Source organism: Hydrogenophaga sp. ZJX-1 (genome assembly GCF_048590325.1).
Taxonomy (GTDB): Bacteria; Pseudomonadota; Gammaproteobacteria; order Burkholderiales; family Burkholderiaceae_C; genus Hydrogenophaga.
Window position 1 is genome coordinate 47,813 of sequence record NZ_JBMBRA010000007.1, and the last position, 12,199, is coordinate 60,011.

The window sequence follows — 12,199 nt, forward strand, 5'->3', positions numbered from 1 at the left end:
AACCACCCCGGGTGCAAGCCCCCGGGGCCGCCACCGGGACGCGTCACAGGCCCAGTGACAACATCGCGGCTTCGGACATCCGTGAACGGTCCCAGGGTGGATCGAACACGAATTCCAGGTCCACCTCGGCCACGTGGGGCAAGGCCAGCAACTTCTCATGGATCTCGTCCACCAGCATGTCGCCCATGCCGCAGCCGGGCGCCGTCAGGGTCATCTTGATCGACACCCTGAATTCGCCGCCGTCCATCGGCAGCACGTCGCACACATAGACCAGACCGAGCTCGACGATGTCGACCGGAATCTCCGGGTCGTAGCAGGTCTTGAGCGTTTGCCAGACCTGACCACGCAGGCCGGCGGGCCCCGCAACGTCCGGCAGCACCGGCGCGAGCGGCACCGACTTGCCGATGGCGTCGGCATCGGCGCCGGCGAGGCGCATCAACTGGCCGTCGACCAGCAAGGTGAACGAGGCGCCCAGCGCCTGGGTGATCTGCACCAGTGTGCCGGCCGGCAATTCGGCGGGGCGACCATCGGGCACGCAGGTCACGGCCACCTCGCGCGTGACCATGACCCGTTCGCGCTTTGTACTCATGGCCTGGCCTCCGTCGCGTTGTCCGCGTGATCGGTTTCGCTGCCCAGCGCGTGCATCAGCGCGTGCCAGCCCAGCAGCGCACATTTGATGCGGCCCGGGTAACGGCGCACACCGGCCAGGCTGATCAGCTTGCCCAGGTGCGCTTCTTCGGCTTCCATCTGGCCGGTGAGCACGGCCCGGAAACGGCCCTGCAAGGCCTGCGCCAGCGCCACCTCTTGCCCGAGCACCGCCTCGCTCATCATGGACGCGGACGCGATGCAGATCGCGCAGCCCTGGCCGTGGAAGCGGATGTCGCTCACCCGCCCGTCGTCGACCACCAGGGCCACGCGCAGGTCGTCACCGCATTGCGGGTTCTGGCCGCGCGCCTGGTGGGTCGGCGCGGCCAGCGTGCCGAAGTGGCGCGGCGCGCGCTTGTGGTCCATCACCACGTCCTGGTAGAGGTCGAGTTCGGTGGCGGTTTCACTACTCATCTCAGCACCTTCATGGCATGCGCCACGCCGGCGAGCAGGCGCTCCACCTCGGCGTGCGTGTTGTAGAGCGCGAACGAGGCGCGCGTGGTGGGCCCCAGGCCCAGGTGTTCGAGCAGCGGCTGGGCACAGTGGTGACCGGTGCGCACCGCGATGCCGAGTTGGTCCAGCAAGGTGCCGATGTCGTGCGGGTGCACGCCGTCGGCGACAAACGAGACGATGGCCGATGCGCGGCTGTGGGCCGACAGCACCGTGATGCCGGGCAGCGCGGCCAGGCCCGCGGCGGCGTGTTCGCGCAGCGCGCTCAGGTGGGCGTCGGTGCGCTCGCGCCCGATCTGTTGAATGAAGCCCGCCGCAGCGGCCATGCCGATCGCGCCCGCGACGTTGGGCGTGCCGCCTTCCAGCCGCGCCGGCAGTTCGGCAAAGCTGGCCTCGGTGGCGCTGACCCAGGCCACCATGTCGCCGCCGTAGCGCAAGGGCTCCAGCCGCTCCAGCGCGGCACGACGGCCCACCAGCACGCCGGTGCCCATGGGCCCGTACATCTTGTGGCCCGAAAAGGCCATGAAGTCGCAGGCCAGCGCCGACAGGTCGGGCACACCGTGGGCCACGGCCTGGGCCGCGTCGAGCACGGTCAACGCGCCCGCGTCGGCGGCGAGCTGGAGCAGGGCCTCGTAGGGCGGGCACTCGCCGGTGGCGTTGGCGCAGGCGGTGAGCGCCAGCACGCGGGTGCGGGGGCTGAGCAGGCGGCGCAGGTCGGCCACATGCAGCCGCCCCTGGGCATCGGGCAACAACACGCGCAACACCGCGCCGGTGCGCCGCGCCGCCTGTTGCCAGGGCACGAGGTTGGCGTGGTGCTCCAGGCCGCTCACCACGATCTCGTCGCCGGCCTTCAACCAGGCGGGCTGTATCCCGGAGGTGGAGAGGCCATGGGCCACCATGTTCAGCGCGTCGGTGGTGCCCGAGGTGAACACCAGCTCGTGGTCGGGTCCGGCGCCGACAAAGCGCTTGAGATCGCTGCGGGCGCGCTCGAAGGCGTCGGTGGCGCGCTGGCTCAGCGTGTGCACACCGCGGTGGATGTTGGCCCGGTCGTGCTGCTCGAAGGCGCGCATCGCGTCCTGCACCGCCAGGGCCATCTGGGTGGTGGCGGCGTTGTCGAGGTAGGCCAGCTCGGCACCGTGGATGCGCTGGGCGAGCACCGGAAACTGCGAGCGCACGGTATCGAGCGCGCTGCGGTCGGTAAAAAGGGCGTCACCCATGGGCGACCTCCTGCGGAGTGGTGGGGTCGGTGGGGTCATCGCTCAGGTGTTGGGTCACCGCCTGGCTCAGCAGGCCCGCGAGGTCCAGCGACTCGATGAACAGGGGATCACCAAAGGCCCGCGCGAGCAAGGCGCTGGCCATGCCTTCGATGATCAGACCGCGCGCGCTGCGTTCGTCCAGGCCGCGCTGGCGGGCATAGAACAGCGCGTCTTCCGGCAAGGCACCCCAGGTGGCGCCGTGGGCCGCCTGCACCTGGTCGTGGTGGATCTCCAGGTGCGGCCGCAACACCAGCCTGGGCTGGCCGCCAGTGGGCACGCCCGTGAGCCGTTGGCGCACCTCGGCGTTGGCCGCACCCGGTGCGATGCGGGTGTGGGCGTTGACCACCGCGCGCGCCGCACCACTGGCCAGCGCCAGCGCCTCGACGTGGCTGCGGGTGCGCTCGCCGGTGTGATGCATGCGCACCTGTTGTTCGAGGTCGGCGCCGGCCGCCAGCAGCAAACCGGCGCTGCGGGCCTCTGCGCGGTCCCCCGCCAGCTCGACCACTTGGCGTTGCAGGTGGTAGCGGCTGCCGGTGGCGATCAGGCCTTGTTCGTAGCGCGCGTCCGGCCCGAGCTGCAGCTGCAGGTGGTGGGCGACCCGGTCGGCCGCACCGGGCTGCACGCTGCGCAGGTGCTGCAGGGTGGCGCCCGCGCCAAGCCGGATGTGGGTGTGCAGGTTCTGCACCACCGGCTGTTCGCAGGCCACCCCTTCGCGATGATGGCGGTGGTGGGTTTCCACCAGCACGCAGTGCACGCCGGCTTGCACATCGATCACCAGCATCGGCGCTTCGACCGCGCTGCGCGGCTGGTGCCGCAGCTGTATCCACACCGTCTCGGCGGCCCCGCGCCCGCTGTCGTGTTCGCCACCGATGCGCAGCCGCAGGCCGTGACGGCACAGCGCGTGGTGCACCCAGGCAAACGGCGCGGCATCGTGCTGGGCGGTGTCACCGGGGGCCGCACCATCGGGGTGGATGGGCAACGGCAGGCCGGCGAACAGCTCCTTGCGCTGCGCCGGGTCGGCGGCATCGAGCCAGCGGGCGTCCACACGGCCCTGCGGCGTCTGACCGAGCGGGTGCAGCGTCCAGCCGGCGCCGCTCAGTGGGTGGGCATCACAGCCGGCCGATGCGGCCTCGGGCGCTTCGCCCAGCCAGACGGCGGCCGGCGGTGGCGGCAGATGGCGAAACGCCTCGGCGTCACGCGGGATCCAGCCCGCGTCTTGCAGCCGGTGGCGGGCGGCCAGGATGTCGGCGCGTGCGTGGTCCATGCTCAGGCCTCCAGTGCGTCGGCTGCGCGCACGAAGCCGGTCCGCGCGATCTGTTGGGCCAGCGCCAGGTCGCCGGTCTCGGCGATGCAGCCCTGGTCGAGCCGCAGCACCGCGTCGGGCTGCAGCGACTCGATCAGCTGCAGGTAGTGCGAGACCACCACAAAGGCGGTGCCCTGGGCACGCAACGACTGCACCAGCTCAACCACCGCGCGGGTGCCGTCCACGTCCATGCCCGAATCGATTTCGTCCAGCATCGCCAGGCGCGGGCGCAGCAGGGCCAGCTGCAGCAGCTCGTTGCGCTTGCGCTCCCCGCCAGAAAAACCGTCGTTGACGGGGCGCGCCAGCATCGCCTCGGGCAGGCCCAGCCGGGTGGCCGCGGCGCGCGCGTCGCCGAGGAAATCGAACGCATCGAGCGGTGCTTCGCCGCGCGCTTCGCGCACGGCGTTGAGGGCCGTGCGGATGAACAGGTTGTTCTTCACACCGGGGATCTCGGGCGGCGCCTGGAACGAGACAAACAGCCCGGCGCGTGCGCGCGCCTCGGGGCTCATGGCCAGCAGGTCCTGGCCGCCAAAGCGGGCCTGGCCACCGACCACGCTGTAACGCGGATGGCCGGCCAGCGTCAGGCCCAGGGTGCTCTTGCCGCTGCCGTTGGCGCCCATGAGCACCACCAGCGCACCGGCCGGGACATCGAGCGAGATCGACTTCAACACGTGGCGGCCGCCAACGTCAACGCGCAGATCGCGCACCTGCAACAGGGGTTCGGCATGGGTCATGGTGTGTCTTTCCTGATGGATCGTGTGGGGGGGCTCAGCCGACAGCGCCTTCGAGCGAGACGGCCAGCAGCGCCTTGGCTTCGAGCGCGAATTCCATCGGCAGCTCGTCCAGCACCGCCTGGCAGAAGCCACCGACGATGAGGGCGGTGGCGTCCTGTGGGTGGATGCCGCGCTGCTGGCAATAGAACAGGCGTTCTTCGGAGATGCGGGTGGTGGTGGCTTCGTGTTCCACCAGGGCGTCGTCGCGCGCGGCCTCGATGTACGGGAAGGTGTGGGCACCGCAGTCGGGGCCGATGAGCAGCGAGTCGCACTGCGTGTGGTTGTGGGCGCCGGCCGCGGTCGGGGCCACGCGCACCAGGCCGCGGTAGCTGTTCTGGGCGTGTCCGGCGCTGATGCCTTTGGAGACGATGCGGCTCTTGGTGTTGCGGCCCAGATGGATCATCTTGGTGCCGGTGTCGGCCTGCTGGAAGTGGTTGCTGACCGCGATCGAATGGAACTCGCCGCGCGAATCGTCGCCGCGCAGCACCACGCTCGGGTACTTCCAGGTGATGGCCGATCCGGTCTCGATCTGCGTCCAGGCGATGTGCGAACGCTGGCCCGCACACAGGCCGCGCTTGGTGACGAAGTTGTAGATGCCGCCCCGGCCGCGTTCGTCGCCGGGGAACCAGTTCTGCACCGTCGAGTACTTGATGTGGGCGTCGTCGTGGGCGATCAGCTCGACCACCGCCGCGTGCAGCTGGTGCTCGTCGCGCTGCGGCGCCGTGCAGCCTTCGAGGTAGCTCACGTGGCTGCCTTCCTCGGCAATGATCAGCGTGCGCTCGAACTGGCCGGTGTTGGCCGCGTTGATGCGGAAGTAGGACGACAGCTCCATCGGGCAACGCACACCTTTGGGGATGTAGACGAAGGAGCCGTCGGAGAACACCGCCGAATTCAGCGCGGCGTAGAAGTTGTCGCCCGGCGGCACCACCGTGCCGAGGTAACGCTCGATCAGTTCCGGGTGGTGTTGCACGGCGTGCGAGAACGAACAGAAGATCACGCCGACTTCGGCCAGCTGCTCGCGGAAGGTGGTGCCGACGGACACCGAGTCGAACACCGCGTCCACCGCCACCCCGGCCAGGCGCGCCCGCTCGTGCAGCGGCACGCCGAGTTTTTCGTAGGTCTCCAGCAGCTTGGGGTCCACCTCGGCCAGGCTCTTGGGGCCGTCCTTCTGCGACCTGGGCGCCGAGTAATAGCTCAGGGCCTGGAAGTCCACCGGCTCGATGCGGAGCTGGCCCCAGTGCGGATGTGCCATGGACTGCCAGCGCTCGAAGGCCGCCAGGCGCCACTGCAACAGGAAATCGGGCTCGCGCTTGCGGCGCGAGATGGCGCGCACGGTGTCGGCGTCCAGCCCCGGCGGCAGCGAGTCGCTCTCCACGTCGGTGACGAACCCGTGTCGGTAGGACTGCTGCAACGCCTGGGTCAGCGGCGGTGCTTGTTCAACGGTGGTCATGGCGGGGCTCCTGCGGCGATGGGGTGCAGCTTCGATGCGCGACCGAACTGAACCCTCTTTTAAAGATGCACAGTGTATGCCTCTTTAAATGTCCGCACCATCAAAAACCGTGTTGCCCGCTTGTCTGCCAGGGTCATTGGGCAAGCGCCCGTGCCCTGAGCCAGACCGGGGCGGGGCCCAGTTTCGGGCCCTGGTTCACACCGCCGTGTGCGCGGACCCCGGAGCACCTGCATCCCCATGCATCAGGGGCGGGTGTGTCACCAGACTTTTCAGCGCCGGCTGGGCCTGCGCGAGAACGGATTCCGGCGGGCGGGGGCGGCACAGTTCGGCATTCGTGGCGAAGGCGGCTTCGATCGCGCTGGCCATGGCGAGCAGGCGGTCGTCGGCGCGCAGCGGGGCGATGAGCTGCAGGCCGAAGGGCATGCCGTGTTCGTCCACGCCGCAGGGCAGCGAGAGCGCGGGGTTGGTGGCCAGCGTCACCAGGTAGGTCAGGCCCAGCCACTCGTAGTAGTTGCGCATGTCCTGGCCGTCGATGCGCTCGGCGTACAGCTCGCTCCAGGGGAAGGGCGAGACCGGCGTGACCGGCGCCACGATCAGGTCCACGTGTTCGAAGGCGCGTTCAAAACGCCGCGCGATGCGCGTCTGCTCCAGGTGGGCCCAGGCGCGGTCGCCCAGCGTGATGGCGTGGGCCATCTCCACGTTGGCGCGCACGTTGGGGCCGAGCGACTGAGGGTCTTGGCGGTAGGTGTCGGCGAAGGCCGCCACGAAGTTCTCGGCGCGCAGGATGTCAAAGCAGCGGTGGCCGTCGCTCAGGTCCAGCGCCAACGGCTCGCAAGACCGGGTGTGGCGCGCGAGCGCGGCCACGCGCTGGCGGAAGCTGCGGCGGATGCCCGGGTCCACCGCGCAGGTGCCGAAGTCTTCGACCGTGCCGATGCGCAGGCTGGACAGATCGGCGGCTTGCAGTGGCCAGCCCTGGCAGACACCGGACACGCTGAGCGGGTCCATGTTGTGGCGGCCCACGCTGGCCGAGAGCAAGAGCGCGGTGTCGGCCACGGTGCGGCCCATGGGACCGAGCACCGAGATCACCGACCAGCCCAGCGGGCGCGCGTCGTTGGCCACCACGCCGGGCGAGGGCCGCAGGCCCACCACGCCGCACAGCGCGGCCGGGATGCGCAGCGAGCCGCCGGTGTCGGAGCCGGTGCACAGGGGCAGCATGTCGGTGGCCAGCGCGGCGGCCGATCCGCCCGACGAACCGCCGGCGTTGAGCAGGGGGTTGAAGGGGTTGCCGGTGGCGCCCCAGACCGGGTTGCGCGTGTTGGCGCCAGCGCCCATGTCGGGCACGTTGGTCTTGGCGGTGACGATGGCGCCGGCCGCGCGCAGCCGGGCCACGAGCGCGTTGTCGTGCTGCGGTACGTTGCCGCGCCGCCCCACGTTGCCGCTGGTGGTGAGCAGGCCGGCGGTGTCCTGCAGGTCTTTCACGCCCAGAGGCAGGCCGTGCAGCGCGCCCAGCGGCTCGCCGCGCAGCACCTGCGCCTCGGCTTCGCGGGCGGTGGCGCGGGCACGCTCGAAATCGGTGGCGCAGATCGCGTTCACCGCCGGGTTCACCGCTTCGATGCGCGCGATGCAGGCGTCGAGCAGCTCGACCGGTGAGATGTCTTTGTTGCCGATGCGTCGGCACAGTTCGACCGCGCTCAGCTGGACCAGGGACATCCGTTCACTCCAGCGGAATGCCGGCCTTGTGCACGTAGGCGCGCAGCAGCGGCAGTTCGCGCGCCACGCGCGTGTCGTAGGCGCTGCCCGGCTCGTAGGCCACCTCCACACCGATTTTTTCCAGCTCGGCCCGGGTGGCCGGGTCGTTCACCGTGTCGGCCAGCGCCTTGCCCAGGGCCGCGCGCACCGGCCCGGGCAGGCCACGCGGCGCGACGATGGCGATCCACGGCACCATCTCGTAGTCGGGGAAACCGGCCTCGGCGATGGTCGGCACGGTGGGCATCTGCGGCGAGCGCTTCTTGGACGTGACGGCCAGCGCCTTCACCTTGCCTGCGGCCATCTGCGGCATGGCGGCGACGTTGGTGTCGAAGCTCAGCGGGATCTGCCCGCCCATCAGGTCGGTCATGGCCGGGGCGCTGCCCTTGTAGGCCACGTGCACCAGGTTCGCGCCGGCCATCACCTTGAGCATTTCACCGGCCAGGTGGGCGGTGGTGCCGTTGCCGAAAGAGCCGAAGTTCAGCCCGGTGGGCTCGCGTTTGGCCAGGGCCAGCAGTTCGGGCAGGTTGTTCGCCGCCACCTTGGGGTTGGCCAGCAGCACCAGCGGCGAGCTGCCGATGGTGCCGATGGATTCGAAACCCTTCTGCGGGTCGTAGGGCAACTGGCGCTTGATGGCGGCGTTCACCGTGAACGTGGTGTTCGACGAGATCAGCAGCGTGTAGCCATCGGCCGGCGCCTTGGCCACCAGCGTGGCGCCGATGGCGGTGCCCGCACCCGGGCGGTTTTCCACGATCACGTTCTGCCCCAGGCGCTTGCCCAGCGGCTCCATGAGCTTGCGGGCGATGGTGTCGGTGGCACCGCCGGGCGGGTAGGGCACCACCAGGGTGACGATCTTCTCCGGGTAGGCGGCGTGCGCCAGCAGCGGCAGGGCGAGCAGGCCGGCGGCCAGGCGCGCGGTGCGCCGTGTGAACGTGATCAGCTTCATGGGGCTTTCCTTCGGGGGGTGGGTGGGGGAGCCAGGCTCTCGCAGCGTTGCACCAGCAGGCCGGCCAACTGGTCCAGCTGGGCCGCCATGGCCGCGTCGGCCGGACCGAACAGGCGCACCAGGCCCATGCCGCGCAGGGTGGACATCACGAGATCGATCAGGGCCGGGGTATCGGCCGAGGACGACAGCTCGGGAAACACGGTGAGGAAGCGCTGGCGGAGCTGTTCCTGCTGCGTCTGGCGCAGGCCGGCGATGTAGCGCGTGATCTCGGGGTCGGCGCCGCAGCCCATGTAGACCTGCCAGGCCACCAGAAAACGCTCGGGCTCGTAGATGCGCTGCCACAGCAGTTGCAGCGTCTGCCGGGCGCGCTCGGCCAGAGGCAGATCGGCCGCGGGCCACCCGGGCGCGTTGTAGTCACTGGCCGCCACCAGCTCGTCCACCACCCGCATCATCAGCACCGCCTTGGTCCCGAAATGGTGCTGGAAAGCGCCTGGCGTGAGGCCGGCGGCTTTGGCCACTTCGAACACCGAGGCACCCTGGTAACCCTTGTCGCGCACCACCTGGATCGCCGCCCGGATCAGCTGTGCGCGCGTGGCTTCGCTGCGTTCGGCGTGGCGGTTGCCGGCGGCTGGTTTTGTCGGGGCGGGCTGGAGGTCCATGCTTACAAGAATATGCATTACAGGTGTAATGTGTATTGGGGTTTCCCCGCTGCGGCGGCCGCCCTGGGCACGGGGTGGATGCGGACCCGGCACAAAACCCCCAGGGGCAACAGGGTGGATGAATATGATGATCGTCATATTTGAGCTACCATTCCGCCATGGCAACCGCACCCGGCCGCAAGGCCCTGACCCACGAACGCATCGTCGACACCGCCGCGCGCGCGATCCGGCGCGCTGGCTTCGCTGGGGTCGGCGTGGCCGACATCATGAAAGAGGCGGGCCTGACCCATGGCGGCTTCTACGCCCACTTCCCGTCGCGCGACGCGCTGCTGGTCGAGGCCCTGGCCCACGCCGGGCAGCAAAGCGCCGAGCGCCTGAGCCAGGGCAATGCCCAGCGCGAGGCGCGTGGCGCCAGCCCGTTCCGCGCGCTCATCGACAGCTACCTCTCGGACCGCCACCTGAGCGGCACCGAAAACGGTTGCGCGGTCGCGGCGCTGGTTTCGGAGATGCCGCGCCAGTCGGCCGAGGTGCGCAGCGCGGCCGTGCAGCGCGTGCGCAGCCTGGTGGCGCTGGTGGCACAAACCCTGCCCGCCGACGCGGCGCCCGACAGCGCCGCCGCCATCGCCAGCCAGATGGTGGGCGCGCTGCAGCTCGCGCGGGCCCTGGGTGACAACGCCGAAGGCCGGGCCTTGCTGGCCGCCAACCGAAGCGCCTTGCTGGCGCGTTACGACACTTCCCAACCGGCGGCCTGAACCATGTCCGCCATGTACCCGCCCGCCAGGGCATTCCTATCGGTTCGATCAGAAATATGACGATCGTCATAAAAATTGAACCGCCTTTCTTTTTCCACCCACCCCGGAGCCGACACACCATGAAACTGCACAACGCCACCGTCCTGATCACCGGCGCCAACCGCGGCCTCGGTCTGGCTTTCGCCCGCGAGGCGCTGGCCCGCGGCGCCCGCAAGGTCTACGCCGGCGCGCGTGACCCGGCCAGCGTCACGCTCCCCGGCGTCGAGCCGATCGCGCTCGACGTGAACGACCCCGAGCAGGTGGCCGCGGCCGCCCGGCTCGGCAATGACGTGACGCTGGTGATCAACAACGCCGGCATCGCGAACCTCGGCGGCTTCCTGGCCGAGGGCAGCGTCGACGCGGCGCGCGCCCAGATGGAAACCAACTTCTTTGGCCCGCTGCGCGTGAGCCAGGCCTTTGCGCCCGTGCTCGCGTCGCACGGCGGCGGCGCGATCCTGAACGTGTTGTCGATCGCGAGCTGGATCAACTCGCCCATGCTCTCGGTCTACGGCGCGAGCAAGTCCGCCGCCTGGGCGCTCACGAACGGGCTGCGCAACGACCTGCGCGCGCAGGGCACGCAGGTGCTGGGCCTGCACATGGGCTTTGTCGACACCGACCTCACGCGCGGCATCGACATGCCCAAATCGACACCCGACGAGATCGTGCGCCGCGCCTTCGACGCGCTGGAGGCGGGCGCCGTCGAGGTGCTGGCCGACGAGCTCACGCAACAGGTCAAGCGCGGCCTGTCGGCCGAGCCGGGCATCTACCTGCGGGACGCACGGGCATGAGCGCGGCGGTCGCCCAGGCCCGCCTGCAGCAGATGCTGCACGCGCCGCTGCTGCCCACGCTGCTGCGTCTGGCCACGCCCAACGTGATGGGCCTGTTCGCGACCACGATCGTGATCGGCTACGACGGCTACATCCTCGGCCGGGTGGGGGCGGATGCGCTCGCCGGCATCGCGCTGGTGTTCCCGCTGTCCATGCTGATGCTGCAGATGTCGGCCGGCGGCATCGGCGGCGCGACCACCGCCGCTGTGGCGCGTGCCCTGGGCGCCGGGCGCAGCCAGGACGCCAACCGCCTGGCGCAGCAGGCGCTGCTGCTCGCGGCCTTGCTGGCTGCGCTGTTCATGCTGGTCATGCTCGGTTTCGGGCGCGGCATCTTCGGCGCCATGGGCGGTCGCGGTGCGGCGCTTGAAGCCGCGCTCGTGTATTCGAACGTGCTGTTCAGCGGCGCGCTGCTCATCTGGTTGACCAACGTGCTGGCCGCCGTGGTACGCGGTGCGGGCAACATGGTGCTGCCTTCGCTGATGCTGCTGGGCACGGCGCTGCTGCACCTGGTGCTGTGCCCGGTGCTGGTGTTTGGCTGGGGGCCGGTGGCCGGCCTGGGCGTGGCGGGCGCCGCCGCCAGCACGCTGGCCGTGAACGCCGTGGCCACGCTGGTGATGGCGATTCACCTGTTGCGCCGCGACGGCGCCGTGCAGCTGCGGGCTTCGCCCTGGCGCCTGCACCTGCCGCTGCTGCGCGACATCCTGCGCGTGGGTCTGCCCGCGTCCTTGAGTCCGGTGATCAGCAACGCCTCCATCGCCGTGACCACGGCCTTCGTCGGCAGCTACGGCACGGCCGCGCTCGCGGGCTACGGCGTGGCGGCGCGGCTCGAATACATCCTGGTGCCGATCGCCTTCGGCTTCGGCACCGCCCTGACCGCGATGGTGGCGACCAACATGGGCGCGGGGCAGGCGGTGCGCGCGGTGCGCGTGGCCTGGGCCGGCGGCGCGCTGGTGGCCGCGATCACGGGCGCCATCGGCCTGGCCACGGCCATCGCACCGGCGCTGTGGATGGGTCTGTTCACGAGCGATGCCGACGTGCTGGCGGTGGGTGCCACGTACCTCAACATCGTGGGCGGCTGCTACGCTTTCTTCGGGCTCGGCCTGGCGCTGTTCTTTGCGTCGCAGGGGGCGGGCCGCATGTTCTGGCCACTGGCCGGCAGCATGGGCCGCCTCGTGATCCTGGTGGTCGGTGGCTGGCTCTGTGTGCACGTGTTCCAGACCCCCGCGAGCGGCCTCTTTGCCGTCGTCGCACTCAGCCTGGTGGTCTACGGTTCCACCCTCGCCATCGCGATCCGCATGGGGAGCTGGACGCGCTGAGGCATGCGCCCGGCGTGCCCTCCAGGGGTGGGTCAAG

At 70.3% G+C, this 12,199-nt stretch carries 12 protein-coding genes; 3 read left to right on the forward strand and 9 right to left on the reverse strand.

Going from position 1 to position 12,199, the window contains the following annotated elements:
- Positions 1 to 43 precede the first annotated feature (43 nt).
- The 9 genes from sufT to ACN5W5_RS19050 all read right to left on the reverse strand — a co-directional run bounded on the left by sufT (position 44) and on the right by ACN5W5_RS19050 (position 9,228).
- Entirely contained in the window at positions 44 to 589 is a 546-nt protein-coding gene (sufT, locus tag ACN5W5_RS19010) for a putative Fe-S cluster assembly protein SufT (RefSeq protein ID WP_420050029.1), read from the reverse strand.
- Entirely contained in the window at positions 586 to 1,059 is a 474-nt protein-coding gene (gene sufU / locus ACN5W5_RS19015; protein WP_420050030.1) for a Fe-S cluster assembly sulfur transfer protein SufU, read from the reverse strand. Before sufU ends, sufT begins: the two co-directional genes overlap by 4 nt.
- Positions 1,056 to 2,312 (reverse strand): aminotransferase class V-fold PLP-dependent enzyme, encoded by a 1,257-nt coding sequence (locus tag ACN5W5_RS19020; RefSeq protein ID WP_420050031.1) that lies wholly within the window; start codon positions 2,310 to 2,312, stop codon positions 1,056 to 1,058. Before ACN5W5_RS19020 ends, sufU begins: the two co-directional genes overlap by 4 nt.
- On the reverse strand, positions 2,305 to 3,615 hold the full coding sequence (locus tag ACN5W5_RS19025; protein ID WP_420050032.1) for a SufD family Fe-S cluster assembly protein: 1,311 nt from the start codon (positions 3,613 to 3,615) through the stop codon (positions 2,305 to 2,307). Before ACN5W5_RS19025 ends, ACN5W5_RS19020 begins: the two co-directional genes overlap by 8 nt.
- A 2-nt stretch (positions 3,616 to 3,617) precedes the next feature.
- Positions 3,618 to 4,388, reverse strand: a complete 771-nt coding sequence (gene sufC, locus ACN5W5_RS19030; RefSeq protein ID WP_420050033.1) for a Fe-S cluster assembly ATPase SufC — start codon at positions 4,386 to 4,388, stop codon at positions 3,618 to 3,620.
- A gap of 34 nt (positions 4,389 to 4,422) precedes the next feature.
- Complete coding sequence (sufB, locus tag ACN5W5_RS19035; protein ID WP_420050034.1) at positions 4,423 to 5,877, reverse strand: Fe-S cluster assembly protein SufB; 1,455 nt, start codon at positions 5,875 to 5,877, stop codon at positions 4,423 to 4,425.
- Between the two features lie 195 nt (positions 5,878 to 6,072).
- The gene (locus tag ACN5W5_RS19040) at positions 6,073 to 7,587 is read right to left on the reverse strand and encodes an amidase (protein ID WP_420050035.1); all 1,515 of its coding nucleotides are present in this window, start codon (positions 7,585 to 7,587) and stop codon (positions 6,073 to 6,075) included.
- A 4-nt stretch (positions 7,588 to 7,591) separates the two neighbouring features.
- On the reverse strand, positions 7,592 to 8,569 hold the full coding sequence (locus ACN5W5_RS19045) for a Bug family tripartite tricarboxylate transporter substrate binding protein (protein WP_420050036.1): 978 nt from the start codon (positions 8,567 to 8,569) through the stop codon (positions 7,592 to 7,594).
- Positions 8,566 to 9,228, reverse strand: coding sequence for a TetR/AcrR family transcriptional regulator (locus ACN5W5_RS19050; protein WP_420050037.1), 663 nt, complete (start codon positions 9,226 to 9,228; stop codon positions 8,566 to 8,568). The genes ACN5W5_RS19045 and ACN5W5_RS19050 overlap by 4 nt, the downstream gene beginning before the upstream one ends.
- A gap of 158 nt (positions 9,229 to 9,386) precedes the next feature.
- Between ACN5W5_RS19050 and ACN5W5_RS19055 the strand changes: the two genes are divergently transcribed.
- The 3 genes from ACN5W5_RS19055 (at position 9,387) to ACN5W5_RS19065 (ending at position 12,162) form a co-directional block, all read left to right on the forward strand.
- Entirely contained in the window at positions 9,387 to 9,980 is a 594-nt protein-coding gene (locus tag ACN5W5_RS19055; protein ID WP_420050038.1) for a TetR/AcrR family transcriptional regulator, read from the forward strand.
- 119 nt (positions 9,981 to 10,099) lie between these two features.
- Positions 10,100 to 10,807, forward strand: coding sequence for an SDR family oxidoreductase (locus ACN5W5_RS19060; RefSeq protein ID WP_420050039.1), 708 nt, complete (start codon positions 10,100 to 10,102; stop codon positions 10,805 to 10,807).
- On the forward strand, positions 10,804 to 12,162 hold the full coding sequence (locus tag ACN5W5_RS19065) for an MATE family efflux transporter (RefSeq protein ID WP_420050040.1): 1,359 nt from the start codon (positions 10,804 to 10,806) through the stop codon (positions 12,160 to 12,162). Before ACN5W5_RS19060 ends, ACN5W5_RS19065 begins: the two co-directional genes overlap by 4 nt.
- The last annotated feature ends 37 nt before the right edge of the window (positions 12,163 to 12,199 follow it).

Bases quoted from the DNA above. Each gene is read 5' to 3' on its own strand.
- ACN5W5_RS19025 (WP_420050032.1), bottom strand. From the start codon at position 3,615: ATGGACCACGCACGCGCCGACATCCTGGCCGCCCGCCACCGGCTGCAA.
- sufU (WP_420050030.1), bottom strand. From the start codon at position 1,059: ATGAGTAGTGAAACCGCCACCGAACTCGACCTCTACCAGGACGTGGTG.
- ACN5W5_RS19020 (WP_420050031.1), bottom strand. From the start codon at position 2,312: ATGGGTGACGCCCTTTTTACCGACCGCAGCGCGCTCGATACCGTGCGC.
- ACN5W5_RS19060 (WP_420050039.1), top strand. From the start codon at position 10,100: ATGAAACTGCACAACGCCACCGTCCTGATCACCGGCGCCAACCGCGGC.
- ACN5W5_RS19040 (WP_420050035.1), bottom strand. From the start codon at position 7,587: ATGTCCCTGGTCCAGCTGAGCGCGGTCGAACTGTGCCGACGCATCGGC.
- sufT (WP_420050029.1), bottom strand. From the start codon at position 589: ATGAGTACAAAGCGCGAACGGGTCATGGTCACGCGCGAGGTGGCCGTG.
- ACN5W5_RS19055 (WP_420050038.1), top strand. From the start codon at position 9,387: ATGGCAACCGCACCCGGCCGCAAGGCCCTGACCCACGAACGCATCGTC.
- sufB (WP_420050034.1), bottom strand. From the start codon at position 5,877: ATGACCACCGTTGAACAAGCACCGCCGCTGACCCAGGCGTTGCAGCAG.
- ACN5W5_RS19065 (WP_420050040.1), top strand. From the start codon at position 10,804: ATGAGCGCGGCGGTCGCCCAGGCCCGCCTGCAGCAGATGCTGCACGCG.
- sufC (WP_420050033.1), bottom strand. From the start codon at position 4,388: ATGACCCATGCCGAACCCCTGTTGCAGGTGCGCGATCTGCGCGTTGAC.
- ACN5W5_RS19050 (WP_420050037.1), bottom strand. From the start codon at position 9,228: ATGGACCTCCAGCCCGCCCCGACAAAACCAGCCGCCGGCAACCGCCAC.
- ACN5W5_RS19045 (WP_420050036.1), bottom strand. From the start codon at position 8,569: ATGAAGCTGATCACGTTCACACGGCGCACCGCGCGCCTGGCCGCCGGC.